Origin of the sequence: Bradyrhizobium sp. Y36 (genome assembly GCF_002531575.1) — a bacterium.
Taxonomy (GTDB): domain Bacteria; phylum Pseudomonadota; class Alphaproteobacteria; order Rhizobiales; family Xanthobacteraceae; genus Bradyrhizobium.
Window position 1 is genome coordinate 68,534 of record NZ_NWTI01000022.1, and the last position, 25,313, is coordinate 93,846.

The following is a 25,313-nucleotide window of genomic DNA, read 5'->3' on the forward strand; positions in this document are numbered from 1 at the left end:
TATCATTCGTATGATTGCAGTGCAATCATAAATTCCGGACGGCGATCAGGATTCCGATGAAGGTCGCGGCGATGATCCACAGCGCGACGGTGCGCCAGCGGTTCTTGCGGCCTTCGCTGCGGCCCATCGCGGCGATGCTCTCCGGCGACAGCCGGATGCCCTCCCGCGTCATGGTTTCGAGCTGCTCCAGCACCTTCACGGACCGCTCGGCGATCTCGGGCAGGCGCATCAGCACGCGCGCGATGTCTCCGGTCCCGGCGAGTGCGCCCTCCACCCGGCCGATCGGGCCGAGATTGCGCTCGATCCATTCGCGCACCACGGGGTCGGCGACCTTCCAGATGTCGAGCTTGGGATCGAAGCCGCGCGCGACGCCCTCGACCACCACCATGGTCTTCTGCAGCAGGATCAGCTCGGGCCGCGTGGTCATGTCGAACAGGCCGGTGACCTCGAGCAGCAGCGTCAAGAGCCGCGCCATCGAGATCTCTTCCGCCGTGCGGTTGTGAATCGGCTCGCCGATGGCGCGGATGGCTTGCGCGAAATTCTCGACCGAGTGATGCGCGGGCACGTAGCCCGCCTCGAAATGCACCTCGGCGACGCGGCGATAGTCGCGGGTGATGAAGCCGAGCAGGATCTCGGCGAGGAAGCGACGCTCCTTCATCCCGAGCCGGCCCATGATGCCGAAATCGACCGCGACGAGTCGTCCCGCGTCATCCAGGAACAGATTGCCCGGATGCATGTCGGCGTGGAAAAAGCCGTCGCGCAGCGCGTGCCGCAGGAAGCTCTGGATCACCTTGCGGCCGAGATCGGGCAAGTCGACCTGTGATTCCGCCAGACGCTTGTGATCGTTCAGCGCGATGCCGTCGATCCACTCCATCGTCAGCACGTTGTGCGTGGTGCGGTCCCAATCGACCTCAGGCACGCGGAAATCGGGATCGTTGCGCGTGTTCTCCGCCATCTCGGACAGCGCCGCGGCTTCCAGCCGCAGATCCATCTCCATGGCGACCGAGCGCGACATGGTGTTGATGACCTCGATGAGGCGCAGCCGCCGCGCTTCCGCCGAATAGGTCTCGGCCTTGTGCGCGACGAAGAAGAAGTCGGAGAGATCGCGGCGGAAGCGTACGGCCACGTTGGGCCTGAGCACCTTGACCGCGACCGATCGCCGGATCCCATCATGCGAGACCTCGGCGCGATGCACCTGCGCGATTGAGGCCGCCGCAACGGGAGGGCCGAAGCTCACAAACACGTCCTTCAGCGGCCGCTCCAGCGACGTCGCGATCGCGGCTTCCGCTTCGTCCTGCGGAAACGGCGGCAAGCGGTCCTGGAGGCTTTCGAGGTCACGCGCCATGATGACGCCGACGACGTCGGGGCGTGTGGCCAGGAACTGTCCGAGCTTGAGATAGGCGGGGCCCATCCGTGTCAGCGCGCGCGCGATCCGCGGGCCGTGCTTGACGCCTCGCCGTTCGACCAGGCGCGCCAGCTTCAGCGCGAGCTGTCCCGGCGGCGGCACCAGGCTCGGGTCGACCGAACCGAACACGCCCTCGCGCGCGAACACGAACGCGGCGCGGATCAGGCGCGAAATGTGGGTGAAGGCAGAGATCACAAACGCCAGCCCGAATGCAGTGCGACGATGCCGCCGGAGAGTGTCTGCCAGCTGACGCGGGAAAAGCCGGCCTCGCGGATCATCTCGGCGAAGGCGTTGGGCTTCGGAAACTTGCGGATCGATTCGACGAGATATTGGTAAGACTCGGCGTCGCCCGTGACCATGCGCCCGAGCGGCGGGATCACCTTGAACGAGAACAGATCATAGATCCGGTCGAGCCCGGGCATATCGACCGTGGAGAACTCCAGGCAGAGGAAGCGGCTGCCGGGCTTCAGCACGCGATAGGCCTCGCGCAGCGCAAGGCCGATCTGCGGCACGTTGCGGATGCCGAAAGCGATCGTATATGCGTCGAAGCTGCGGTCGGCGAAGTCGAGCGCTTCGGCATTGCCTTCGACGAAATCGACCTGGGTCTCGAGATGGCGCTTGGCGGCGCGCTCGCGGCCCACGGCGAGCATGTCGGAATTGATGTCGCAGACGGTAGCATGGAAGCCCGGGCCTGCGGCCTTGGCGGCGCGGAACGAGATGTCGCCGGTGCCGCCTGCGACGTCGAGCAATGCGAATGGCCGGTCGCCCCTGGGCGGGTCTAGCGCGGTGATCATGATGTCCTTCCAGACCCGGTGCAGGCCACCGGACATCAGGTCGTTCATCAAATCATAGCGCGACGCCACGCTGTGAAACACGTCGTTCACCAGCGTCTGCTTGTCCCCCAGGGGAACGTCCTTGAAGCCAAAATGCGTGGTTTCGCCCGGCCGATCCATTACTCTACTCCACTGGGCGGACCATAGCGCGCCCGCCGCAATGGCGCTATCACACCGCCCTCATAAGGTGAATGCCTGACCATGCCTGAATTGCCCGAAGTCGAGACCGTTCGCCGCGGCCTTCAGCCTGTCATGGAGGGTGCGAAAATCCTGGTCGCGGAGGCCCGCCGGCCGGATCTGCGCTTTCCGTTCCAGCCGGATTTCGTGGCCCGGCTCAAGGGCCAGGTCGTCACCGGGCTCGGCCGGCGCGCAAAATATCTCATGGCCGACCTCGCCTCCGGCGATGTGCTGCTGATGCATCTGGGCATGTCGGGCTCGTTCCGCGTCATCAAGCCGGATAACGAGGCCGCCCCCGGCGAGTTTCACCATCCGAAGGGCAAAGATTCCACGCACGACCATGTGCTGTTCCGGATGTCCTCCGGCGCCGATATCGTCTTCAACGATCCACGCCGCTTCGGTTACATGAAAGTGATCGCGCGCAACGCGCTCGAAGACGAGCCGCTGCTGCGCGGGCTCGGCCCCGAGCCGCTCGGCAACGAATTCGACGCCGCGATGCTGGCGCGGTCCTGCGAAGGCAAGACCACCAGCCTGAAGGCGGCGCTGCTCGACCAGCGCGTGGTGGCGGGGCTTGGCAACATCTATGTCTGCGAAGCGCTGCATCGCTCGCATCTGTCGCCGCGCCGGATCGCCGCGACCCTGTCGACCAGGAAGGGCGAGCCCACGGACCATGCAAAGCGATTGGTCGGCGCGATCCACACCGTGCTGAACGATGCGATCAAGGCCGGCGGCTCCAGTCTGCGGGACCATCGCCAGACCTCGGGCGAGCTCGGCTACTTCCAGCATTCGTTCAAGGTCTACGATCGCGAAGGCGAGAAATGCACGACGCCCGCTTGCGGCGGAATCGTGAAGCGCTTCACCCAGAACGGCCGGTCGACCTTCTGGTGCTCGAAGTGTCAGAAATAGCAGACCATGCGGACGCCCCAGCTTGAAACCGAACGGCTGATCCTGCGTCCGCTGGCGCTAGCCGACGCTCCGGCGATCCAGCGCCATTTCGACAATTGGAATATCATCCGGCATCTCGCTGCCGTCGTGCCTTGGCCGTATCCGCCGGACGGCGCGGAGAGCTTCGTTCGTCTGCAGCTCGACAAGATCTCAGCGGGCGAGGAACTCCACCATTGGGTCCTGGTGCTGAAGGGCGGCGATGGCGAGGCGATCGGCAACATTCATTTTCGTCCCTATGCCGACGGCGCCAAGGGCAATCGCGGCTTCTGGCTCGCCGAACCCTATTGGCGGCTTGGCTTGATGACGGAAGCCATCGGCGCGGTGAACGATTTTGCCTTTGTCACGCTCGGCCTCGAACATTTCCACGTCTGCAATGCGGTCACGAACGAAGCCTCACGCCGCGTCAAGCAGAAGACCGGCGCGGAATTCGTCGGCTTCATCGAGCTCGCCCATCACGGCGGGCAGACGAAGTCCGAGAAATGGATCGTTCGGAGAGAGACCTGGCTGCGCTCGCAACGACGAGGATAGCGTCGTCCCCGGAAACGCGATGCGAAGCAATCCGGCCGGGCTGGTGGCCGGATTGCTTCGTCGCTGGGGCCCTTCCGGATGGTGAAGGGCCGACTGCCGTCTGAGCGATCGCCCCGCTCAGGACGCCAGGGTCGTGGTCTCGTCCGCCGCAAGCTCGGCGGCGGCGTGCAGCATGCCGTCCGCAACCGACATCACCTGGTCGATCAGGACATTGGTCGTGGCTTCGAGCTCGAGCCGGGTCTCGATCCAGCGCCAGAGGCCGCGGATCTCGTCCGCCGATTTGCCGTTCGGCGCGAACTCGCTGACGGCGAGCCCGCTCGCGAGCGAGTCCTGGTGGTCATTGCGCATCACGATCAGCGGGCGCGCGAGCACTTCTGCGAGATCAAGCGAAGCTTCCTCGGCGAGCGTATTGGCGGCGTTGTCGATGCGCTGGCCACGGATCGGCGTCTGGTTGAGCACGAAGCTGTAGGGCCGCTTCCAGGCGCGGGCGACGCTGAGCGTCGAAACCGTCGCCTCGATATCGGCAACGCTCGGGCGGGCCGGGATCAGGCAGAGATCGGAATGGCGGATCGCCGCGGTGGTGGCGGCGGAAAGGCCGGCCGCGGTGTCGACGATCGCGAGCTGCAGTCCGCCGTCCGCCAGCATCTTCAGACGCGGCTCGATGTCGGCGGCATGGTAGATCGGCTCGACGACGACATCGTCGTTGTTGCGGCGGCGGGCCCAGTTGGACAGGGTGCCCTGCGGGTCGGTTTCGATCAGGCGAACGGTGAAGCCAGCCTGCTTGGCTGCCAGCGCGAGGCCGATGGCGAGCGTGCTCTTGCCGCTGCCGCCCTTTTGGGTGGCCAAAACGATCGTGTGCATTTGAAGATCAATCCTTTGGAGTGCTTGGGTCAGGAATACGCCACGCGAACGTGCATCGATTTCGATGCTGAGCTCTTCTCGCTCAGGACGTGCCGGCCCGATCCAAAGGGGATCGCGGAGGTCCGAATCAACGGCAATGATGATGGCGGAATAGGGAATGCCAGCTAATCCGTACCATTACTGGACCAGTAGTCGTACGTATGATGTGCTCGCTGCCGTGCACGGAAAGGGCAAGCGAGATGAGCGACAACTGGCGCGACCGGACGGCAACCCATTTTGACTGCCAGAAGATGCCGGCGGTCTCGAGCCGCGGCATGGTGGTCAGCAACCATCCGCTGGCTTCGAGCGCGGGCGCCGAGATGCTGGCGGCCGGTGGCAACGCCATCGACGCCGCGATCGCAACACTGTTCACGCTGACGGTGGTCGAGCCGATGATGGTCGGCATCATCGGCGGCGGCATGGCGCACATCCGGCTGGCCGACGGCAGCCATCGCATCATCGACGGCCAGAGCACCGTGCCCTCGGCCGTTCGTGACACCACCTACACCTCGAAGCCCGGCTCGGCGCATGACGTGTTCGACACCGTCGGCAACGAGAATCTCAACGGACCGAAGGCGGTGGCGACGCCCGGCTCGCTCAAGGCCTGGTGTGAGACGCTGCAAAGGTTCGGCACCATGGGCCTCGCCGACGTCCTGCAACCCGCCATCAAGCACGCCGCCCGCGGCTATGCGGCGACGCCGTACTTGCACGAATGCATCAGCGAGAGCGCTGCCGAGATGCTCAAGGACAAGCCGATTTCGGCGATCTACTTGCCGAATGGTGAACCGCTCAAGGTCGGCGAGCGCGTGGTGCAGGCCGAATATGCCGAGACCCTGCGCTATATCGCCGACCACGGCGAAGCCGCGCTCTACGAGGGGCCGCTTGGCGACATCCTCGCCGACTATATGGAGAAAGCCGGCGGCTTCATCCGCCGCAACGATCTCACGGCTTACAAGACGGTCGAGCGGCAGCCGATCCGCGCTGACTATCGCGGCTGGACCATTTTAGGCCCGCCGCCCCCCGCCGCGTCCGGCGTGCACATCGCGCAGATGCTCAACATTCTCGAGGGCTACGACATCGGCGGCCTCGGCTTCGGCACGCCAGAGACCATCCACTATCTCGCCGAGGTGCTGAAGATCGCCTTCGCCGATCGTGCCGCTGCCAGCGGCGATCCCGATTATGTCGGCGTGCCCGTGGAGAAGCTGACCTCGAAGGCTTATGCCGAGGAGCGCCGCCGCGCCATCGACCCCGCGCGCGCCCAAGCCTTTGGCGCCGGCGTGTCGCAGCTCGAAGGCGCGCATACCACGCACATGACGGCAGCAGATAGCTTCGGCAACGTGGTCGCGACCACGCAGACCATCAACAATCTGTTTGGCGCCAAGATCATGATCCCGGGCCTCGGGGCCATCGCCAACAACTACATGAATTTGTTCGATCCGCGACCGGGCCACGCGCTGTCGCTGGCGCCGGGCAAGCGCGTCACGACCTCGATGTCGCCGATGATGGCGCTGCGCGAGAGCAAGCTGCGCTATGCGCTAGGCCTGCCCGGGGGAAAACGCATCTTCCCGAGTGCGATGCAGGCGCTGGTCAACCTGATCGACCACGGCATGAGCCTGCAGGAAGCGGTGGAGGCGCCGAGGGTCTGGACCGAGGGCAATGCCCTCGAGGTCGAGCAGAAGGTGCCGGAGAACGTTCGTGCGAAGCTCGCGGCGCTCGGCCACACGGTGCAGCCTGTCGCAACGGTCGCCGGCGGCATGAACGGGATCGCCTTCCACGACGACGGCACCATGACCGGGGCTGCCTGCTGGCGTGCCGACGGCACGCCGGTGGGGATTTCGGGCGGGCTTGCGAAGAGCGGGATCAGGTTCAGGCTGAGCTAGGTCTCGTGCCCCGGACGCGGCGCAATGCGAAGCAGTGCGCCGCAGAGCCGGGACACGCGAATTGTGTTTGTGGCTCGCCGTTATTTCCGCACGCAGATCACGCGGACCACGGCGGCCTTGGCGTCGGCCGATGTGCCGTTGGCGGTCACGCCATTCGCCTTCAGGAAATCACGCACCGTCTCCGCCGAGACCATCACGGCTTGCGAGGTCGGCGCCGATGTCGCGGGCCCTGCCACCATGGCCGGCTTCAACAGCGCAACGCCGGCAAACTTTCCGTCGCCGTCGATGGCCGGGCCGCCGGAGAATCCAATTGCCGGCGGCGGCGACAGCGCAGAATCGCTCGATGTGACCGGCGCCAGCGCGGCCTTGACGACCGACACGCCGGCGGCGCCGCCCTGGCTCTGGGGATCGGCAATGCCGACGACATCCACATTCGTCTTCGCCACGCCGCCGGCGAGGCCGAGCGGCTTCAGGCCGCGTGCGCCGTAGATGTGCAGCAGGGCAAGACCATGCTCCTTGTCCTCGGCGAGACGGTCGGCGCTGCCGTGGCCGGCGATCGTGATCGCGAGGCAGCCGTCGGTGACGAGGCGGTCGGCCAGAATCGCGCCGTCATCGCTGACGACGACGCCGGTGCCGTATTCGACGGTCTTGCGCGGCGGCGGCCCGGCTTGCGGGCCTGCCGGGAATGGATTGAACGCGCTCGACATTGCGATCACGACCGGCTCGACCGTGTTCTCGGTCGCCTGGTCGTAGAGGATCGTCATGGTGCGGACCTCGTCGCCCTTGAAGGCACCGCGGACGTAAAACTTCTTCAGGCCCTGCAAGCCCGACAGCACGAAGAAATCGGGCTTCACCACGGTGTAGTCGACCTTGCGCCCGGAGGGCTCCTTCTCCAGCTCCGCGAGCTTTGCCGTGGTCGGGTTCGCCTCCTTGCGGCGGCTGAGCAGGACCTGCACGGTTCCCGTCGGCGACGTCCATTTCGAGCCGTTGGCATCGCTCGCCTGCTGAGGCACGAGCTTGGAGGGGATGCCGAGCCGCGCGCCGCTGGTCGGCTCCGTCACGATCTTCCAGCCGACGCCGTCCTGCTTCTTCCGCGCCGTCTCGGCGAGCGCGGCGCGCTCCTGCGGATTGAGCACGCCGGTCGGCTTGCCGCCCTTTGCCTTCTGGTATTCCTTGATGGCGTTGACCATGCGCTCACTGACGTCGCCGGTGATGGCGCCGTTGTACTGGCCGACCCAGGCGAGGTCGGATTGCAGCGCCTGCCGCTCGGCTTTCGCCATCGCATCCGCCGTTGCCGCCGGCGTCTGCATCGCGGGAGGCTGGATCGGCACGGTCTGCACCGTCTTCGGCTTGGTGCCGCCGACCTGCGAGGTCGTCATCTGGGCGTTTGCACCCGTGGCAGCCGTAAACATCAAGGTTGCCGCAAGCATCGATCTCATGACAAATCCAACCAGCCCATTGAACGCAATGGTATTGAAGCACATCTCGTTGGTCGCGAACAATCTCGGGGTGGTTCAGGAGAAGATCAGGTGCTGAGCCCGGACGAACTCGAACGTTATGCCCGCCATATCGTGCTGCGCGATGTCGGCGGACCGGGCCAGGCCGCGTTGAAGCGGGCCTCCGTGCTGGTGATCGGCGCCGGTGGCCTCGGCGCGCCAGCCCTGATGTATCTGGCCGCGGCCGGCGTCGGCACGCTCGGCGTGGTCGACGACGACGTGGTGTCGCTGTCCAATCTCCAGCGCCAGGTGATCCACACCACGCCCGATATCGGCCGGCACAAGGTCGAGAGCGCCGCCGAGCGGATCGCGGCGCTCAATCCGCATGTCCGCTTCGTCGGCCATGCCGCCTGGCTCAACGCCGACAATGCGCTCAGCCTGATCGGCGATTACGATCTCGTGCTCGACGGCTCCGACAATTTCTCGACGCGCTACCTGGTTTCGGACGCCTGCTTCTTCGCCAAGCGGCCGTTGATTACCGCTGCGCTCGGCACCTTCGACGGCTCGCTCACCACCATTCGCGCGCATGAGAAGAACGAGCAGGGCGAATTCAATCCGACCTATCGCTGCCTGTTTCCGGAAGCACCGCCGCCCGGCACGGTCCCGGCCTGCGCGGAAGCCGGCGTCATGGGTGCGCTGGCGGGCGTGCTCGGCTCGATGATGGCGCTGGAGGCGATCCGCGAGATCGTCGGTTTCGGCGACGGCCTCGTCGGCCGTCTCCTGATGATCGATGCGCGCGCGATGCGCTTCGAGACGCTGCGCTATGCGCGCGATCCCGTCAATCCGCTCAACGGCGACGGGCCTGTGGTTGCCGACCTCAGCGCCCATCGCAGCTGATTGCGGCGGCTACGCCGAGACCGGCTTCTCGCTGTCGAGATGCGCCATCTGCTCGGCCGCATAGCGCGTGCCGGACGCGACGTTCGGCGGAAAGGCCTTTGCCAGCGCCGCGAGATGCGTCGGGGTCAGCGCCACCTTGGTTGCGCCGAGCGCTTCGGCGAGACGGTTGCGGGTACGGGCGCCGACCAGCGGCACGATCGCCTTGTCCTGTGCGGACACCCAGGCGATTGCGACCTGCGCCGGCGTTGCGCCGATCTCCGCGGCGATGATGCGCAGCCGATCCACCAGCGCCAGATTGGCATCGAGATTTGTACCCTGGAAACGCGGCGTCATCAGCCGGTAGTCGCGGCCGGTCTTGCCGGATTCCTTCGACCAATGACCGCTGATCAGGCCGCGCGCGAGCACGCCGTAAGCCGTGATGCCGATGCCGAGCTCGCGGCAGGTCTTGAGGACGTCGCGCTCGATGCCGCGCTCGATCAGCGAATACTCGATCTGGAGATCGGCGATCGGATGCACCGCATGCGCGCGGCGGAGCGCGTCGGAGCCGACCTCGGACAGGCCGATATGCTTGACGTAGCCGGCCTTCACCAGATCGGCGAGACCTCCGATCGTCTCCTCGATGGGGACGTTGGGATCGAGCCGTGCAGGGCGATAGATGTCGACGTAGTCGGTGCCGAGCCGTTGCAGCGAATAGGCGAGGAAATTTTTGGTCGCGGCCGGCCTCGTGTCCATTCCCGCAAATTCGCCGGCCGGTCCACGCAACGCGCCGAACTTCACGCTGACCTGCACTTTGTCGCGCGGCACGTCCTTCAGCGCCTCACGGACCAGCATCTCGTTGTGGCCCATTGCGTAGAAATCGCCGGTGTCGAGCAGCGTGATGCCGGCATCGAGCGCCGCATGCACCGTGGCGATGGCCTCGCCGCGATCGGCGGGACCGTAAACCTCGGACATGCCCATGCAGCCAAGGCCGAGGGCTGAGACGGTGGGGCCGCTTGAACCGAGTTTGCGCTGTTCCATGATGGCTCTCCTCGAAGAAGCGGCGGATGGCGCCGCGTGACAAGGCCACATATGCGCCAGCGCGATTGCGCCGATAAGCTGGACAATCGAGAAAGGCTTGTTCAAAATAATAAACAATGGCCGATCCCGATCTGCGCGATCTCGACGCCTTCGTGGCGGTTGCCCGCACCCGCAATTTCCGGCGGGCGGCGGTCGACATGCGCGTGTCCGTGTCGAGCCTCAGCCAGCGGCTGCGCGACCTGGAGGAGCGCCTTGGCGTCCGCCTGATGAACCGCACCACCCGCAGCGTCGCGCTGACCGAAGCGGGTGAGCTGCTGCTGTCCCGCGTCGGCCCGGCGCTTCGCGATGTCGGCGATGCCCTGAACCAGGTCCGCGGCCTTCGCGAGGTCGCCTCGGGCCGCCTGCGCATCAACGCACCGCCGCCGGCGGTCGATCTCGTGCTGGCGCCGATGGTCGGTCCGTTTCTGGGCGCGCATCCGCAGATCGATCTCGACATCGTCTCCGAAAGCGGCTTCGTCGATATCGTCAGCGGCGGCTTCGACGCCGGCGTGCGCTATGGCGAGCATCTCGCGCAGGACATGGTGGCGGTCCCGCTCAGCGGCCCGCAGAGTTACGTCGTCGTCGCCTCGCCCGACTATCTCGCGCGCCGCGGCAGGCCGAAGCATCCGAAGGATCTGCTCGACCATGATTGCATCCGCGCGCGCTACTCGAGCGGCGTGATGCACGATCTGGAGTTCGAGAAAGCGGGCCATGTCGTCAAGGTCGATCCGCCCGCAAAGCTGATCTCGACCAATATGAACCTTGCGATGCGCGCCGCTCTCGACGGCGTCGGCATCTGGGCGACGCTCGATGGTTATGTCGGCGAAGCCGTGAGGTCCGGTGCGCTGGTCAGCCTGATGGAAGATTGGTGTGAGCCGTTCCCGGGCCCATTCCTGTACTATCCGAGCCGGCGCCAGACGCCGCCGGCGCTGCGCGCGTTCATCGATTTCGTCGGCGATCGGCGCAAGCGCGAGACGCGCCGACAGTAGTCTCTACGGGCAGGAGATGACGTTGTGGCGCGCGAAAGCCGAGGCCTCAGAGCATGCTCGGCAGCACGCGATCCGGCGGCTTGTGGGCGTCGAGGAAGGTGCGGATGTTGATGATGACCTTCTCGCCCATCTCGACGCGGCCCTCGATCGTGGCCGAGCCCATATGGGGCATCAGCGTCACCTTGCCGGCCTTGGCGAGACGCACCAGCTTCGGGTTGACCGCGGGCTCGTGCTCGTAGACGTCGAGGCCGGCACCGGCGATCTCGCCGCCTTCGATCAGCTTGATCAGCGTGTCCTCGTCCGTCACCTCGCCACGCGCGGTGTTGACGATGTAGGCGTCTTTCCGGATCAGCTTCAGCCGCCGCGCCGAGAGCAGATGATAGGTCGCCGGCGTGTGCGGACAGTTCACCGAGATGATGTCCATCCGCGCCAGCATCTGGTCGAGGCTTTCCCAATAGGTCGCGCCAAGCTCTTCGGCGATCTTGGGCGCGACGGGACGGCGGTTGTGATAGTGGATCTGAAGGCCGAAGGCGCGGGCGCGGCGCGCCACCGCCTGACCGATGCGACCCATGCCGATGATGCCGAGGCGTTTCCCTCCGATGCGATGACCGAGCATCCAGGTCGGCGACCAGCCCGCCCAGGGCTTGCCTTCGGTCAGGATCGAGGCGCCTTCGATCATCCGCCTGGGCACGGCCAGGATCAGCGCCATGGTCATGTCGGCGGTGTCCTCGGTCAGGACCTTTGGCGTGTTGGTGACGGTGATGCCGCGGGCATGCGCGGCCTCGACGTCGATATTGTCGACGCCGTTGCCGAAATTGGCGATCAGCCGCAGCTTGCAGTCGGGCTGGTTGACGATGTCGGCGCTGATATGGTCGGTGACGGTGGGAACCAGAACGTCGGCGGTGCGCGCGGCTTCCGCGAGCTGCTCGGCCGACATCGGCGTGTCCTCGAGATTGATCCGCGCGTCGAACAATTCGCGCATCCGCGTCTCGATCGAATCCGGCAGCTTGCGCGTCACGACGACGAGGGGCTTTTTCTTCACCGACATGTCCTGCTCTCATGAGGCGTCGCAGGCCGCCTCTGTCGCCAAAGGTCGGTCGTTGAGGCCTCATTAACCCGGTTGTTCGACACTGCCCTTGCCGTGTCCGTCCCCGGCGTTTCCTTCAAGCTCTCCCGAGATTTCCGGCCGGAAAATCGGGGCAAACTGGTTGTTCAAGTGCCCGTCCTCTCTAGCAGAAGGCCGGGCCAAGACAAGAACCACGGGTTTAAGGCTTTGGGAACACCCGCGTGGGGCGGGAAAGGGCTGACGCGGCAGGTTTTGGATTTTGGAGTGAGGACCCGGCTCGGCCGGGTCGTCGACGGGAGACGGGTTGATGGCGTTGGGGCGTTTTTGTTCGGTGATGGCGCTCGTTTGCACCTGGTTGAGCGCCTCGGTCGGCCCCTCGCATTCGGCCAAGGACAGCACTCCGCAGACCGCCAGCGGCCTGCCGGTGCCGCGCTACGTCAGCCTCAAATCGGATCACGTCAACGTCCGCGCCGGCCCGACCAAGGACAATGACGTGGCCTGGGTCTATACCCGCGCCGGCCTGCCGGTCGAAATTACCGCCGAGTTCGAGAACTGGCGCCGGGTGCGCGATTCCGAGGGCGCCGAAGGCTGGGTCTATCACTCCCTGCTCTCGGGCCGCCGCACCGCGGTCGTCACCATGAAGCACAAGGACGAACTCGCCCCGATCTATGACCGCGCCGATCCCGACAGCGCGGTGGCGGCAAAGCTCCAGGCCGGGGTCGTCACGCAGGTGAAGAAGTGCACTGCAAACTGGTGCCGCGTCACCGGCAACGGCTTCGATGGCTGGATCCAGCAGGAACGCCTCTGGGGCGTTTATTCGGACGAGCAGGTCAACTGACGCCGCAGGCGTCATCCCGGGATGACGGCGCAAAACGACGATGGCCGGGGCTAAGCCCGGCCATGACGATCAATTCAGTGATTTCAGGCTGATCTCAGCGCTTCTTGCGCAGGCGCACGACCATGTCGATGCGCGCGATCTCGTACCCCTCCGGCACCTCCGGCATCTTGGACAGCGCCAGATGCGGATCCTCGATATCGACCAGCTCATGGCTGTTCTCGAGGTAGTAGTGGTGGTGGGTGGTGACGTTGGTGTCGAAATAGGTCTTGGTACCGTCGACGCTGACCTGGCGCAGCAGGCCGGCATCGGTCAGCTGGTTCAGCGTGTTGTAGACGGTCGCCAGCGACACCGGGACCTTGGCCAGGGTCGCTTCCTCGTAAAGCATTTCAGCCGTCAGGTGACGCGCACCCTTGCCGAACAGCAGCCAACCGAGCGCCATGCGCTGGCGCGTCGGACGGAGCCCGGCGGACTGGAGCATTTCGTTGACATCGTGCCAGGGGCAGCCGGTCAAAGCCGGCTGGCGGCCGGACAGGAGGGCCGCGGCGTGGACGTCGTCGTCGTGATGGGGCGCGGTATTCTCGCTCATTTCCAGATTTCGGGCACGCGTGAACAATATCTCTCCGCAATATAGGAAGAGAAAGATGCAGATGCAAGTTTCTCGCAACTAGAGAGGTTCTAATCAGCCTTGAAGGTTCTGAGCAGTCTTGGAACCGAGCCCGGATCGCGTCATTTTACCTTCATGGATGCGCTTTGCCACCCGAAAAGGCCTGTGTTAGAGAGCGCGCGGTTCCGCTTAGCCGATTTTGGCGCAGCCGGGCATGGAGGCCCGGTCGGCAGTCCATCCGGGGCATGCGGGAGCCGCGCCTGACGGTGGCAATCGGCGTTGCTCTCCGACCGAGACGGGGCCCATTTTCGCCAAAAAACGCCGCTCAACCGGAATTCAAACAGAGGCTCGTGCATGCTGAACAGGCGCAACGGTTACGAATACGAAGATCTGCTGGCCTGCGCTCGCGGCGAGATGTTCGGCCCGGGCAATGCCCAGCTGCCGCTGCCGCCGATGCTGATGTTCGACCGCATCACCGAGATCAACGACGATGGCGGCGAGTTCGGCAAGGGGCTGGTGCGTGCCGAGCTCGACGTGAAGCCCGATCTCTGGTTCTTCGGCTGCCACTTCAAGAACGATCCGGTGATGCCCGGCTGCCTCGGCCTCGACGCGCTGTGGCAAATGGTCGGCTTCTATCTGGGCTGGACCGGGGGCGAAGGTCGCGGTCGCGCGCTCGGTCTGAACGAGCTGAAGTTCAGCGGCCAGGTACTGCCCGAGGCGCGCAAGGTTGTGTACAACGTCGATATCAAACGCGTGATGCGTTCAAAGCTGGTGCTCGGTATCGCCGACGGGTGGCTTTCGGTCGATGACCAGATTATTTATCGCGCCAAGGACCTGAAGGTCGGCCTGTTCAAGCAGGGCACGAGCCTGGGCTGAGCGCATCATCACGTAGACAAAGAGCAAAGAAGACAACGAGCAGGGCGAGGCTGTCATGAGGCGGGTTGTGGTCACCGGGATGGGCATCGTCTCGTCGATCGGAAACAACACCCAGGAAGTGCTTGCGAGCCTTCACGAGGCGAAGTCGGGCATTTCTCGGGCTGAGAAATATGCCGAGCTCGGTTTTCGTTCGCAGGTGCAAGGCGCACCGACGCTCGATCCCGCGACGGTGGTCGACCGTCGCGCCATGCGTTTCCTCGGCCAGGGCGCGGCGTGGAATCACGTCGCGATGGAGCAGGCGATTCAGGACTCCGGTCTGAGCCCTGAGGAAGTCTCCAACATCCGCACCGGCATCATCATGGGCTCCGGCGGTCCCTCGGCACGCACCATCGTCGAATCCGCCGACATCACCCGCACCAAGGGCCCGAAGCGCGTCGGTCCGTTTGCAGTGCCGAAGGCGATGTCGTCCACGGCCTCCGCGACGCTTGCGACCTGGTTCAAGATCAAGGGCGTGAACTACTCGATCTCCTCGGCTTGCGCGACCTCGAACCATTGCGTCGGCAATGCCTATGAGACGATCCAGATCGGCAAGCAGGACGTTATTTTCGCCGGCGGCTGCGAAGAGCTGGACTGGTCGCTGTCGGTGCTGTTCGACGCCATGGGCGCGATGTCCTCGAAGTACAACGACACGCCGGCCACGGCCTCGCGTCCCTATGACGTCAATCGTGACGGCTTCGTCATCGCCGGCGGCGCCGGCGTGCTGGTGCTGGAAGAGCTCGAGCATGCCAAGGCGCGCGGCGCCCGCATCTACGGCGAGATCGTCGGTTACGGTGCGACCTCGGACGGCTACGACATGGTGGCGCCCTCGGGCGAAGGTGCCGAGCGCTGCATGCGCATGGCGATGTCGACGGTGAAGACCAAGGTCGACTACATCAATCCGCATGCGACCTCGACGCCGGCCGGCGATCCCCCGGAGATCGATGCTCTCCGCCGCGTGTTCGGTGCCGGCGAAAAATGCCCGCCGATCTCGGCAACCAAGGCGCTGACCGGCCATTCGCTGGGCGCGACCGGCGTGCAGGAGGCGATCTACTCGCTGCTGATGATGAACAACGGCTTCATCTGCGAGAGCGCCCATATCCAGGAGCTCGACCCTGTGTTCGCCGACATGCCGATCGTGCGCAAGCGCATCGACAACGTGAAGATCGGCACCGTGCTGTCGAATTCGTTCGGCTTCGGCGGCACCAATGCCACGCTGGTGTTCAGCCGGATGGATGTGTGAGGCCAGCACGCTGTCATGCCCCGGCTTGACCGGGGCATCCAGTACGCTGCGGCCTCTCGACCTAGCACAGCTGTCTCGGAATACTGGATGCCCCGCCTTCGCGGGGCATGACCTCGGAATAATGGAGTTACGAGGCAATGGAAGGTTTGATGAAGGGCAAGCGCGGTCTGATCATGGGCATCGCCAATGATCATTCGATCGCCTGGGGCATGGCCAAGACGCTGCATGCGCATGGTGCCGAGCTGGCCTTCACCTTCCAGGGCGAAGCCCTCGGCAAGCGTGTCAAGCCGCTGGCGGAGCAGCTCGGCGTGGATCTGGTGCTGCCCTGCGACGTCGAGGACATCGCCAGCGTCGATGCGACCTTCGAGGTGCTTCGCGAAAAATGGGGCAAGCTCGACTTCGTCATCCACGCCATCGGCTTTGCCGACAAGAACGAGCTGAAGGGCCGCTACGCCGACACCAGCCGCGAGAATTTTTCGCGCACCATGGTGATCTCCTGCTTCTCGTTCACGGAGGTCGCAAAACGCGCCGCCGAGCTGATGACCGACGGCGGCAGCATGATCACGCTGACCTTCGGCGCCTCCGAGCGATCGATGCCGAACTACAACGTGATGGGCGTCGCCAAGGCGGCGCTGGAAGCCTCGGTGCGTTATCTCGCCTCCGATTTCGGACCGCGCGGCATCCGCGTCAACGCGATCTCCGCAGGTCCCATCCGCACGCTCGCAGGCTCCGGCATCGGCGAGGCGCGCGCGATGTTCGCCTTCATGCAGAAGCATTCGCCGCTTCGCCGGGGCGTCACGCTCGAAGAGCTCGGCGGCTCGGCGCTGTACCTGCTGTCCGATCTGTCCGGCGGCGTGACCGGCGAGATTCATTACGTCGATTCCGGCTACAACATCGTTCTGATGCCGCGGCCGGACGATTTGAAGGCCGAATAGGCTTCCGTAGCCCGGATGAAGCGCAGCGAAATCCGGGACAGGCTCATCCACTGATCCGATCGCCCCGGATTGCGCTGCGCTCCATCCGGGCTACTGGCCTTTCCTCCCGCCCCACGATCATGGGGCTGACTCGCCGATAGAACCGTGCTTGGTGCTCCGCGGTGGCGCCGCAGGCTTGTATCTTCCTGCGGTGCGGGAGGGGTGATCGTGCCAAGGCTGCATGCGATGTGCCGCGCGAGCGCGCTGGCGTCCGTTGCGGGCGCGATGCTGCTGTGCGGCGGTTCGCGTGCCCAGGCGCAGTCGGCGATCTGGGACACGACCCTCTCCAACACAAACTGGTACGTCCCGACGGCGCAACTGCTGGCCTACGCGTCGCCCAAGACCGGTTTCTCCAACCCGGTCCCGATCGGCGACCAGACCCTGTGGTCGCTCGCGACCGCGACCAATGGCGCGTTCACGGGAACGAGCGTTGCGCAGCTCAAGATCGGGCCCGCGCTTCTGACCGATACCTCGACCATCCAAGGCTTCGTCACCACGGCGGGGCAGATCACGATGCTGTTCACGCCGACCGCCGGCGGCGCAGCGACGGTTGGTCTCGGACACATGAGGACCGTGGGTGGCGTGACGTCGATGGAGATGCAGATGATCACGGGCGACAGCGTGCTCGTGACTCATTGGGCCTACATGCTTCCCTACGATCCCGCGACCTTCACGCCGCCGGCTTCGCAGCCCGTGCCCGCCAACTCCGTGCCGCAATGGGCGTGGACCTCGGGCACGCCGTGGCGGATCACGAGCAATTCCTTGTTCGGCACCTCCGCGCCCGGCCGCTTCGTCATCACGAACTACCAGAACGGATATTTCTGGGGCGCGGGTGTCGCACCCGCGGGCAGCAATGCCGCCAACTTCACGCTGCTGGGATCTGTGACGCCGGAGGGCAACGTGCTTTTCAACACGCTCTCGAAGGGCACGCTCGCCAGCCTCTATGGCGCGGCCAGCGGCGACGCCTCGGGTGCGCAGATGCTCGTCAGCACCTATGATCTCTCCGGCAATCCGACCGGCGGCATCGCCGCTCTCTCCCTGGTCCGCCCCTATGCCGAGACACTTCAGGCGCAGAACAGCCGCGTGGGCTTGGGGGCGGCCGACATGCTCTATCGCTTGTCGGCGACCTCGCTCGGCTGGACCGGCAGCATGGCGTCAGGCTTCACGACGCTCGATAATCTCAGCGGGTCCGGTCTCGTCAATGCGGTCAACCAGACCTTGCCCGTTCTCACCGGTGCAGCATCGCAGGCGACCTATGCCACGCAGCGCGTCTTCCAGCAGACGATGGCGGGGCGACTGGACGATATGCTGGGGCTGAATGCCGGCATCACGCCCGAGCGACATTTCTGGATGAAGCCGCTCGGCGGCAGCACTCGGCAGAGCGGTGTCGATGGCGTCCCCGGTTATAATGCCTCCGGCGGCGGCATTGCGGTCGGTGCGGACGCGACGATCTCCGCGCGCGCAATGCTCGGCGGCGTGTTCGCCTATTCGCATCAAGCGATCACCGGCAGCGACAACGCCGTCCCGAACCGACTGGCCATCGATTCCTATACTGCGGGTCTCTACGGCGCTTATGCACTCGGTCATGGCATCCAGCTCGATGGCCAGCTCGACGGCGCATTGAACGAGAATGGCGGGAGCCGCTCGCTGACCTTCATCAGCAGCACGGCTGCGGCCGGCTATCGCTCATACAGCGGCCATGCGGGCGCCGGCCTCCGCAAGCTGATTCCGATCGAGCCGGGGCTTATGATCGCGCCGTCGCTGCGGCTGGACTATGGCCAGGTTCGCTCGCCCGCCTATCAGGAGGGCGGCGCGGGTGGCTTCAGCCTCAACGTGGATTCGCAGACCTATCGCGAGCTGACGCTGACGGCAGGATTGAAGAGCGCCTACCAGATCACCAAGCAGGTCCATCTCACCGGCGAGATCGGCGTCGGCTACAACACGTTGAGCCAGGGACTGCAGATCAAGTCGGCGTTTGCCGGCGGCGGCGATGGCTTCGTCACCAACGGCCTTGCGCTATCGCCCTGGATCTACTCGACCGCGCTGGGCCTCGTCGCGGCCGACGGCAAGGGGTTCGATCTCGGGCTCCGCTACGGTGTTGCCGCGACATCCTCCGGGCTGCTTCAGCAGTCCGGGCTCGCCGTCCTGAAGATCAGGCTGTAGGCGCCGCGGGACGGCTTTAGCCGGCCGCGATCTTCTCCGCGCGCTGGAATGCCGGCCGCGCCGTACAGCGCGCCAGATAGGCATCGAAAGCGGGGCGCGACGGCACCATCTTGAACTGGCGCACCGCGAAGTTCAGGCCCGACCCGATCGTGACGTCGGCTGCCGAGAATTCCTCGCCGAGGATCCACGGCCCCTTGGCGAGTGCGGCCTCCAGCACGTCGAACACCTGCGTCGCGCTGCCCTAGGCCGCGGTCGAGGTCGGGATTTCGATCTTGGTGAAGATCTGGATGATGGCGGGCTCGATGCAGCCAGGGGAAAAGAACAGCCATTGCAGATACCGTCCGCGGCGGGGATCGCTCACGGCCGGCGCCAGCCTGGTCTCCGGATAGCGATCGGCAATGTAGGCGCAGATCGCAGCGGCCTCGCCGAGCGCGACGTCGCCGTCGGCGAGCGCCGGCACTTTCCCCATCGGATTGACCTTGAGAAAGTCCGGCGCCTTCTGCGCGCCGGTCGAGATGTCGGTCAGCACGCGCTCATAGGGCAGGCCGCTCTCTTCCATCAGCCAGAGCGTCGTGAACGAGCGCGAGCGGGGCGACCAATAGAGCTTGATCATGGCGCGGAACCTTTCGAAGGCGAGAGGCGAACAGCGCGCAATTCATGCCGCGTTTGTCCGGCATTCGCAACGCACTACGTCTAGGTAGAAGCCAAGCCGCGTGAACGACATCTGGGTCAATGTGCTCCGGTGTCGCTTTGGCGTGCTGCGGGTCGACGTCCAAGCAAGAGCGGCAACGTCTTGTCGAGGCTTTCCGCCAGCATGGCGCGCACGCCGTCGCGCAGTGCGGGATTGTCGGCGGCATCTTCAGGTCGCGTTGGAAACGATTCTGCGGGCAACTCGCGATAAGGGCCGCCGACGAGCTTGCCCAAGAACTTCTGCACCGCCAGCGAATGATCCAGGTTGATCAGCGCGGAGCTCTGTCTGACGATGGCAAAGGTGCGCCCGTCAAAGATACGGATAAACGCCAGGGCGTGGAGAAAGATGCGACGCCCGAGCACCACATCCTGGTTGAGGATGCCGAAGCCGCGGACCGTATAGCTTGATGACCCGATCGGACTGATTGCATTGAGGATCTGGATGTAGTGCCGGCAATTCGTTCCTTTCACGGCCTCGCGCATGTATCCGGCCAGCTCCGCGTTGGGGTCGCGGACCAGCCTGTCTTTCCACGTGTCCTTTGACTCATCGCGGGGAGGAAATTTCGCCGGGTTGTAGGGGATTCTCAGAACGGACGCGCCGGCAGGGATCGCGGCGCGAGTCCGCGCGTAGATCAGATCGCTCAGTCCCCAGCCCGGGATCGGGACCACCGTCTTCTTGTTCTGAAATATGGTCAGGCCGGTGGTCTGCACGGTGAACTCATCGCCGGTGGTGACGACGACACCGAAGTCGCATGAGCTGCCGGCGACGGGAGCGGGCTTGCCCGTCGCTTCACGCCGCGTGGTCAGCTTGCCATTGGCTTGTTTGACGATTGGTTGTGCCGTCTCCGGTTGGGCTTGTGCCGGCGCCTGAGTTGAGAAACACCACGAGATGATCGTAATGACGAGCAGCCGGGCGACGATGCTGAACGCGGCTGTGTTCGCAGGCGCAGCCAAGCTTGATCCTTTGGCGCGTCGTGTCGGCAAAGGCGCTTACTCTTCCTTTAGATAGCCCGGGAGGTTGCGGTCGAGCCTTTCGACGACGAGCGCACGCGTTCTCTCGCGCAACGCCGCGTTGGTCGAAGCTGTCTCGGGCGGATCCGGGAACAGCGAATTGTCGAGCTTCGTGATCGGGTCTTCAAACAGACGCATGCTTGTGGCGAGGTTCGCGCCGATATCCGTAAGGGGGCGCTTGATCTGTTCGTAGCTGCGGCCGTCAATCAGCGTGATCGCAACATTGGCGAAAAGGTGTGAGTGCCGGATCAAGTTGCCGAGCCCCTGGTTGTAGGTGCCGATGCCGTTCAGCGTCATGTTCGAGTTCGGCAGCTTCGTCTTGAAAGTGGTTGCGACGAGATAGCGATCGCAATTCGCATTCGCGGTGAACCCCTTCACGATCACCGGCAGAGTCTCTTTGGGGTCCGGGATGAAGATCGCCTTCGCATGATAGAAGGGATCGAAGGCGCCCTTCGGATAAGCGATCCTGCGTATCGAGGAATCGTTGTTCGTTGCCGCGCGCACGCGCGCGAAAACGAGATCATCGAGGCCCCAGTCGATCGGGACCTCCTTTGCTTCCGCCTCGAAGATTGTCACGCCGAACTTCTGTACGGAGTAATGCTCGCCGATTGCCGAGATTACGCCGAGACGGCACGGACCGCTGTTCACCTGCTCGGCCGGTTTGACTGCCGCAGCTTTCGGCTTCGTCGCCGCTTTCTTGACGGTCGGCTTTGAGGGAGGCGTGGGTGGCGCAGTGGTTGCAGGAGGAGTTTGAGCTGCTGCCAGAGCGAGAGAAGACAGCAAGACGATTGCGGAAGCAGCAAATCGAATCATGGATTCCAGGGCATCAGCAGCGCGAGAATATCGATCACCCACCCTAGATTAGGACGGTGACAACCGCAAGCTGCACCCGCGTGTTGCTGCCTATCCGGCCGGCCGTTGCCGCTTCCACCGGTAGTACTTCATCATGAACCCGTTCGACGGTTCGATCTCTTCCCTCTCGTACACAAAGCCTTCGCGCTCGTACCAGCGCCAGGCCTTTTCGTTCTCGCGCACGCAACGGAGATGCATTTCGTCCGGCATTTGCGTGCGGGCGAACGCGAGCAATTGCCGGCCGACCGAGCGGCCCTGATAGCCGGGCGCGACGAACAGCATGTCGAGGTAGAGTTTTGGCACATGCAGCGCCAGCATGGCGGCGATGGTGCCGCGATCGTCGGCGACGAACAAGCTCCAGCCATCCGCGATCTCGCGCCGGATGCGTGCGCGCAGGTCTGCCAGCAGGGTGTCGCTGTGCTCGCCGAGGCCGGTCGAGACCCAGCTCTCCATCCAGACACGGCCGACCTCGTCGTATTCGTCGGAACGCGCGGGGCGGATGACGATAGGCTCCGGCATCGGCGGCTCAGGCGCGGTTGCGCGCAGCCGGCCGCGGGCGCGCCTTGCCGGCCGACAGGCACACCACCTCGGAGATCTGCAACAGCTGCCGCGCCAGCGGGCTGGTCTTGCGCCAGACCATGCCGATGGTACGCGACGGCTCGGGGTCGCGGAAGCGCGACAGCGAAACCGATGCGGACCGTGTCTCCACCGGCACCGCCATCTCCGGGATCAACGTCACGCCGATGCCGGCGCTGACCATCTGCACCAGCGTCGACAGTGAATTGGCATCCAGCATCTCGCGCGGCGGCGCCGACTGCATGTTGCAGAACGACAGCGCCTGATCGCGGAAGCAGTGTCCCTCTTCCAGCAGCAGCAGCCGCATCTCGCGCATCATCTCGCGCGAGGGCACCGGCGTGCCTTCGTCGGATCCCGGACGCACCAGCAGAAACTTTTCGTCGAACAGCGCGACCTCGGTGAGCGAGGGCTCGGACACCGGCAGCGCCACGATTGCGGTGTCGAGCCGGCCTTCCACCAGCTCCTGGATCAGGCGGGGCGTCATGGTCTCGCGCACCCGGATGTCGAGTTCGGGATGCATGCGCGTCAGGTTCTTGGTGATCTTCGGCAGGAGATAGGGCGCGATGGTCGGGATCATGCCGATGCGCAGGCGTCCCGCGAAACGGTCCTGCGAGGCGCGGGCGAAATCGCCGAGCTCATCGACCGAGCGCAAAATGTCTCGGACGCGCTGTGACAGTTCCTCGCCGAACCGGGTCAGCGCCACCTGGCGCGCGCTGCGCTCCAGCAGCAGGCCGCCGAGCGCCTCCTCCAACTCCTTGATCTGCATCGACAAGGCCGGCTGCGAGATGGAGCAGGCCTCCGCCGCACGGCCGAAATGACCATGACGGGCCAGCGCATCGAAATACCGGAGCTGACGCAGCGTGACGTTGAGCATCAGAAAATCTTATTGCAGCGATCATTAAAGTCAACTTCCCCTGATCGACCGTGACGCTTAGAGTGGTTCTACCTGGTCAAAAGGCGCGAGTTCGACGCCACCAGAGGAGGTATTCATGGACGACTCTTCGAAGTGCCCGTTTTCGGGCGGAAAGCCCACGCGCGTGAACCGCGACTGGTGGCCGACGCAGCTCAATATCGAGGTGCTGCACAAGAATTCCGGTAAGTCCGATCCGATGGGCGAGGATTTCGACTATGCCAAGGAATTCAAGACGCTCGACCTGAATGCCGTGATCAAGGACCTGACTGCCCTGATGACGGATTCGCAGGAGTGGTGGCCAGCCGATTTCGGTCATTACGGCGGCCTGATGATCCGCATGGCCTGGCACAGCGCGGGCACCTACCGCACCACCGACGGTCGTGGCGGCGCCGGTGCTGGTCAGCAGCGTTTCGCCCCGCTCAACAGCTGGCCCGACAACGCCAACCTCGACAAGGCGCGCCGTCTGCTCTGGCCGATCAAGCAGAAATACGGCCGCAAGATCTCCTGGGCCGACCTGATGGTCCTCGCCGGCAACGTCGCGCTGGAATCGATGGGCTTCAAGACCTTCGGTTTCGCCGGCGGCCGCGCCGACGTGTGGGAGCCGGAAGAGCTTTATTGGGGTCCGGAAGGCACCTGGCTCGGCGATGAGCGCTACAGCGGCGAACGTCAGCTGGCCGAGCCGCTCGGCGCCGTGCAGATGGGCCTCATCTACGTCAACCCGGAAGGCCCGAACGGCAAGCCGGATCCGGTCGCCGCGGCCAAGGACATCCGCGAGACCTTCGCCCGCATGGCGATGAATGACGAGGAAACCGTCGCGCTGATCGCGGGTGGCCACTCGTTCGGCAAGACCCACGGCGCGGGTGATCCGTCGCTGGTCGGTCCGGAGCCGGAAGCGGGCGCGCTGGAGGATCAGGGCCTCGGCTGGAAGAGCAAGCACGCCTCGGGTCACTCGGGCGACGCCATCACCAGCGGTCTCGAAGTGACGTGGACCACGACGCCGACGAAGTGGAGCAACAACTTCTTCGAGAACCTCTTCAACTTCGAATGGGAGCTGACCAAGAGCCCGGGCGGCGCGCAGCAGTGGACGGCCAAGGGTGCCGACGCGATCATTCCCGATGCCTTCGACAAGTCGAAGAAGCATCGGCCGACGATGCTGACGACCGACCTCTCGCTGCGCTTCGATCCGGCCTACGAGAAGATCTCGCGGCGCTTCCTGGAGAATCCGGCACAGTTCGCGGACGCCTTTGCCCGCGCCTGGTTCAAGCTGACCCATCGCGACATGGGTCCGATCCAGCGCTATCTCGGCCCGCTGGTGCCGAAGGAGACGTTGATCTGGCAGGATCCGATTCCGGCCGTGAATCACGAGCTGGTCAGCGATCAGGACATTGCGGCGCTGAAGACCAAGATCCTGGCTTCGGGCCTGTCGGTGTCCGAGCTGGTCTCGACCGCCTGGGCGTCGGCTTCGACGTTCCGCGGCTCGGACAAGCGCGGCGGCGCCAACGGCGCGCGCATTCGCCTCGCTCCGCAGAAGGACTGGGAGGTGAACGAGCCGGCGCAGCTCAGCAAGGTGCTCGGCAAGCTCGAAGCGATCCAGAAGGACTTCAACGCCTCGTCAGGCGCCAAGAAGGTCTCGCTCGCGGATCTCATCGTCCTCGGCGGTACCGCCGCGGTCGAAAAGGCTGCGAAGGATGCCGGCGTCGACGTCAAGGTCGGCTTCACGCCGGGCCGCATGGATGCCTCGCAGGAGCAGACCGACGCGGCGTCGTTCGCGCCGCTCGAGCCGCGGGCCGATGGCTTCCGCAACTATGTCAGCAAGCGGCATCAGTTCATGCAGCAGGAAGAGGCGCTGGTCGATCGTGCGCAGCTCCTGAGGCTGACCGGACCTGAGATGACGGTGCTGGTCGGCGGCCTGCGCGTGCTCGGCGCCAACGCGAACGGGTCGAAGCACGGCGTCTTCACCTCGAAGGTGGGCACGCTCAGCAACGACTTCTTCGTCAACCTGCTCGGCATGAGCGCGCAGTGGACGCCGGTCGCCGACGGCAGCTACGAGGCGCGCGACCGCAAGACCAATGCGGTGAAGTGGACCGGCACGCGTGCCGATCTGATCTTCGGCGCGCATTCGCAGCTCCGCGCCTACGCCGAGGTCTATGCGACGTCGGATGCAAAGGAGAAGTTCGTGGCTGACTTCGCCAAGGCCTGGACCAAGGTGATGAACCTCGACCGCTACGACATCGTGGCGTGAGCAGGTGCGCCTCTCCCGCTTGCGGGGGAGGTGACTTCCCGTAGCCGGGATGGAGCGCGGCGCAATCCGGGACAGCGGTCCCGCATTCCGCGTCGCGTCATGCAGGCTACGGGTTGCGGCGAGGCGATACGTCGAACACAAACAAAAAGGGCGGCCTTGCGGCCGCCCTTCGTGTTTCTGACG

The 25,313-nt window shown here is 64.9% G+C and carries 22 protein-coding genes and 1 pseudogene; 11 read left to right on the plus strand and 12 right to left on the minus strand.

The window, feature by feature from the left end; translation table 11 throughout:
• Window positions 1-25 precede the first annotated feature (25 nt).
• Together ubiB and ubiE are read right to left on the minus strand one after the other, a co-directional pair.
• A complete protein-coding gene (gene ubiB, locus CO669_RS29010; RefSeq protein ID WP_097663349.1) occupies window positions 26-1,600 on the minus strand; it encodes a 2-polyprenylphenol 6-hydroxylase in 1,575 nt (524 codons plus the stop codon).
• A complete protein-coding gene (gene ubiE, locus CO669_RS29015; protein ID WP_097663350.1) occupies window positions 1,597-2,358 on the minus strand; it encodes a bifunctional demethylmenaquinone methyltransferase/2-methoxy-6-polyprenyl-1,4-benzoquinol methylase UbiE in 762 nt (253 codons plus the stop codon). Before ubiE ends, ubiB begins: the two co-directional genes overlap by 4 nt.
• A gap of 81 nt (window positions 2,359-2,439) precedes the next feature.
• On the opposite strand from ubiE, the gene mutM reads away from it, so the two are divergent.
• Both mutM and CO669_RS29025 read left to right on the plus strand, forming a co-directional pair.
• On the plus strand, window positions 2,440-3,321 hold the full coding sequence (gene mutM, locus CO669_RS29020) for a bifunctional DNA-formamidopyrimidine glycosylase/DNA-(apurinic or apyrimidinic site) lyase (protein WP_097663351.1): 882 nt from the start codon (window positions 2,440-2,442) through the stop codon (window positions 3,319-3,321).
• A 6-nt stretch (window positions 3,322-3,327) separates the two neighbouring features.
• Window positions 3,328-3,888 carry a GNAT family N-acetyltransferase gene (locus CO669_RS29025; protein ID WP_097663352.1) on the plus strand — a complete coding sequence of 187 codons (561 nt, stop codon included), beginning with the start codon at window positions 3,328-3,330 and terminating at the stop codon, window positions 3,886-3,888.
• Window positions 3,889-4,005: 117 nt separating this feature from the next.
• On the opposite strand, the gene CO669_RS29030 is transcribed toward CO669_RS29025, so the two are convergent.
• The gene (locus CO669_RS29030) at window positions 4,006-4,749 is read right to left on the minus strand and encodes a nucleotide-binding protein (protein WP_097663353.1); all 744 of its coding nucleotides are present in this window, start codon (window positions 4,747-4,749) and stop codon (window positions 4,006-4,008) included.
• A 239-nt stretch (window positions 4,750-4,988) separates the two neighbouring features.
• Between CO669_RS29030 and ggt the strand changes: the two genes are divergently transcribed.
• The gene (gene ggt, locus CO669_RS29035) at window positions 4,989-6,668 is read left to right on the plus strand and encodes a gamma-glutamyltransferase (RefSeq protein ID WP_097663354.1); all 1,680 of its coding nucleotides are present in this window, start codon (window positions 4,989-4,991) and stop codon (window positions 6,666-6,668) included.
• A gap of 80 nt (window positions 6,669-6,748) precedes the next feature.
• On the opposite strand, the gene CO669_RS29040 is transcribed toward ggt, so the two are convergent.
• Window positions 6,749-8,107: a peptidoglycan-binding protein gene (locus CO669_RS29040; RefSeq protein ID WP_198964316.1), complete on the minus strand. Its 1,359-nt coding sequence runs from the start codon at window positions 8,105-8,107 to the stop codon at window positions 6,749-6,751.
• A gap of 90 nt (window positions 8,108-8,197) precedes the next feature.
• Here CO669_RS29040 and CO669_RS29045 point away from each other — a divergent pair, with 90 nt between their 5' ends.
• Window positions 8,198-9,001 (plus strand): HesA/MoeB/ThiF family protein, encoded by an 804-nt coding sequence (locus tag CO669_RS29045; RefSeq protein WP_097663355.1) that lies wholly within the window; start codon window positions 8,198-8,200, stop codon window positions 8,999-9,001.
• A 9-nt stretch (window positions 9,002-9,010) separates the two neighbouring features.
• Here the strand turns inward: CO669_RS29045 and CO669_RS29050 are convergent, their stop codons facing one another.
• On the minus strand, window positions 9,011-10,018 hold the full coding sequence (locus tag CO669_RS29050) for an aldo/keto reductase (RefSeq protein WP_097663356.1): 1,008 nt from the start codon (window positions 10,016-10,018) through the stop codon (window positions 9,011-9,013).
• A gap of 116 nt (window positions 10,019-10,134) precedes the next feature.
• On the opposite strand from CO669_RS29050, the gene CO669_RS29055 reads away from it, so the two are divergent.
• A complete protein-coding gene (locus CO669_RS29055; RefSeq protein WP_097663357.1) occupies window positions 10,135-11,046 on the plus strand; it encodes a LysR family transcriptional regulator in 912 nt (303 codons plus the stop codon).
• Window positions 11,047-11,092: 46 nt separating this feature from the next.
• On the opposite strand, the gene CO669_RS29060 is transcribed toward CO669_RS29055, so the two are convergent.
• A complete protein-coding gene (locus tag CO669_RS29060; protein ID WP_097663358.1) occupies window positions 11,093-12,094 on the minus strand; it encodes a 2-hydroxyacid dehydrogenase in 1,002 nt (333 codons plus the stop codon).
• 325 nt (window positions 12,095-12,419) lie between these two features.
• Here CO669_RS29060 and CO669_RS29065 point away from each other — a divergent pair, with 325 nt between their 5' ends.
• Window positions 12,420-12,950, plus strand: coding sequence for an SH3 domain-containing protein (locus tag CO669_RS29065; protein WP_097663359.1), 531 nt, complete (start codon window positions 12,420-12,422; stop codon window positions 12,948-12,950).
• A gap of 94 nt (window positions 12,951-13,044) precedes the next feature.
• On the opposite strand, the gene irrA is transcribed toward CO669_RS29065, so the two are convergent.
• Window positions 13,045-13,536: an iron response transcriptional regulator IrrA gene (gene irrA, locus CO669_RS29070; RefSeq protein ID WP_008131763.1), complete on the minus strand. Its 492-nt coding sequence runs from the start codon at window positions 13,534-13,536 to the stop codon at window positions 13,045-13,047.
• A 372-nt stretch (window positions 13,537-13,908) separates the two neighbouring features.
• Here irrA and fabA point away from each other — a divergent pair, with 372 nt between their 5' ends.
• From fabA to CO669_RS29090, 4 genes are all read left to right on the plus strand, one after another.
• The gene (fabA, locus tag CO669_RS29075; protein ID WP_097663360.1) at window positions 13,909-14,430 is read left to right on the plus strand and encodes a bifunctional 3-hydroxydecanoyl-ACP dehydratase/trans-2-decenoyl-ACP isomerase; all 522 of its coding nucleotides are present in this window, start codon (window positions 13,909-13,911) and stop codon (window positions 14,428-14,430) included.
• A 55-nt stretch (window positions 14,431-14,485) separates the two neighbouring features.
• A complete protein-coding gene (fabB, locus tag CO669_RS29080; protein WP_097663361.1) occupies window positions 14,486-15,709 on the plus strand; it encodes a beta-ketoacyl-ACP synthase I in 1,224 nt (407 codons plus the stop codon).
• Window positions 15,710-15,846: 137 nt separating this feature from the next.
• Window positions 15,847-16,644, plus strand: coding sequence for an enoyl-ACP reductase FabI (fabI, locus tag CO669_RS29085; protein ID WP_097663362.1), 798 nt, complete (start codon window positions 15,847-15,849; stop codon window positions 16,642-16,644).
• 225 nt (window positions 16,645-16,869) lie between these two features.
• Complete coding sequence (locus tag CO669_RS29090) at window positions 16,870-18,846, plus strand: autotransporter family protein (protein WP_097663363.1); 1,977 nt, start codon at window positions 16,870-16,872, stop codon at window positions 18,844-18,846.
• Window positions 18,847-18,862: 16 nt separating this feature from the next.
• Here CO669_RS29090 and CO669_RS29095 read toward each other — a convergent pair.
• The 5 genes and pseudogenes from CO669_RS29095 to CO669_RS29115 all read right to left on the minus strand — a co-directional run bounded on the left by CO669_RS29095 (window position 18,863) and on the right by CO669_RS29115 (window position 22,849).
• Window positions 18,863-19,459 (minus strand): annotated as a pseudogene (locus CO669_RS29095) (glutathione S-transferase family protein).
• A 116-nt stretch (window positions 19,460-19,575) separates the two neighbouring features.
• The gene (locus CO669_RS29100) at window positions 19,576-20,490 is read right to left on the minus strand and encodes a hypothetical protein (protein ID WP_097663364.1); all 915 of its coding nucleotides are present in this window, start codon (window positions 20,488-20,490) and stop codon (window positions 19,576-19,578) included.
• A gap of 36 nt (window positions 20,491-20,526) precedes the next feature.
• Entirely contained in the window at window positions 20,527-21,402 is an 876-nt protein-coding gene (locus CO669_RS29105) for a hypothetical protein (RefSeq protein ID WP_245444555.1), read from the minus strand.
• Window positions 21,403-21,450: 48 nt separating this feature from the next.
• Window positions 21,451-21,918 (minus strand): GNAT family N-acetyltransferase, encoded by a 468-nt coding sequence (locus CO669_RS29110; protein ID WP_097663366.1) that lies wholly within the window; start codon window positions 21,916-21,918, stop codon window positions 21,451-21,453.
• A 7-nt stretch (window positions 21,919-21,925) separates the two neighbouring features.
• Window positions 21,926-22,849 (minus strand): hydrogen peroxide-inducible genes activator, encoded by a 924-nt coding sequence (locus tag CO669_RS29115; RefSeq protein WP_097663367.1) that lies wholly within the window; start codon window positions 22,847-22,849, stop codon window positions 21,926-21,928.
• Between the two features lie 115 nt (window positions 22,850-22,964).
• Between CO669_RS29115 and katG the strand changes: the two genes are divergently transcribed.
• Window positions 22,965-25,130 carry a catalase/peroxidase HPI gene (gene katG / locus CO669_RS29120; RefSeq protein ID WP_097663368.1) on the plus strand — a complete coding sequence of 722 codons (2,166 nt, stop codon included), beginning with the start codon at window positions 22,965-22,967 and terminating at the stop codon, window positions 25,128-25,130.
• Window positions 25,131-25,313 lie beyond the last annotated feature (183 nt).

Bases quoted from the DNA above. Each gene is read 5' to 3' on its own strand.
- ubiE (WP_097663350.1), bottom strand. From the start codon at position 2,358: ATGGATCGGCCGGGCGAAACCACGCATTTTGGCTTCAAGGACGTTCCC.
- mutM (WP_097663351.1), top strand. From the start codon at position 2,440: ATGCCTGAATTGCCCGAAGTCGAGACCGTTCGCCGCGGCCTTCAGCCT.
- CO669_RS29025 (WP_097663352.1), top strand. From the start codon at position 3,328: ATGCGGACGCCCCAGCTTGAAACCGAACGGCTGATCCTGCGTCCGCTG.
- CO669_RS29030 (WP_097663353.1), bottom strand. From the start codon at position 4,749: ATGCACACGATCGTTTTGGCCACCCAAAAGGGCGGCAGCGGCAAGAGC.
- ggt (WP_097663354.1), top strand. From the start codon at position 4,989: ATGAGCGACAACTGGCGCGACCGGACGGCAACCCATTTTGACTGCCAG.
- CO669_RS29040 (WP_198964316.1), bottom strand. From the start codon at position 8,107: ATGAGATCGATGCTTGCGGCAACCTTGATGTTTACGGCTGCCACGGGT.
- CO669_RS29050 (WP_097663356.1), bottom strand. From the start codon at position 10,018: ATGGAACAGCGCAAACTCGGTTCAAGCGGCCCCACCGTCTCAGCCCTC.
- CO669_RS29055 (WP_097663357.1), top strand. From the start codon at position 10,135: ATGGCCGATCCCGATCTGCGCGATCTCGACGCCTTCGTGGCGGTTGCC.
- CO669_RS29060 (WP_097663358.1), bottom strand. From the start codon at position 12,094: ATGTCGGTGAAGAAAAAGCCCCTCGTCGTCGTGACGCGCAAGCTGCCG.
- CO669_RS29065 (WP_097663359.1), top strand. From the start codon at position 12,420: ATGGCGTTGGGGCGTTTTTGTTCGGTGATGGCGCTCGTTTGCACCTGG.
- irrA (WP_008131763.1), bottom strand. From the start codon at position 13,536: ATGAGCGAGAATACCGCGCCCCATCACGACGACGACGTCCACGCCGCG.
- fabA (WP_097663360.1), top strand. From the start codon at position 13,909: ATGCTGAACAGGCGCAACGGTTACGAATACGAAGATCTGCTGGCCTGC.
- fabB (WP_097663361.1), top strand. From the start codon at position 14,486: ATGAGGCGGGTTGTGGTCACCGGGATGGGCATCGTCTCGTCGATCGGA.
- fabI (WP_097663362.1), top strand. From the start codon at position 15,847: ATGGAAGGTTTGATGAAGGGCAAGCGCGGTCTGATCATGGGCATCGCC.
- CO669_RS29090 (WP_097663363.1), top strand. From the start codon at position 16,870: ATGTGCCGCGCGAGCGCGCTGGCGTCCGTTGCGGGCGCGATGCTGCTG.
- CO669_RS29110 (WP_097663366.1), bottom strand. From the start codon at position 21,918: ATGCCGGAGCCTATCGTCATCCGCCCCGCGCGTTCCGACGAATACGAC.
- CO669_RS29115 (WP_097663367.1), bottom strand. From the start codon at position 22,849: ATGCTCAACGTCACGCTGCGTCAGCTCCGGTATTTCGATGCGCTGGCC.
- katG (WP_097663368.1), top strand. From the start codon at position 22,965: ATGGACGACTCTTCGAAGTGCCCGTTTTCGGGCGGAAAGCCCACGCGC.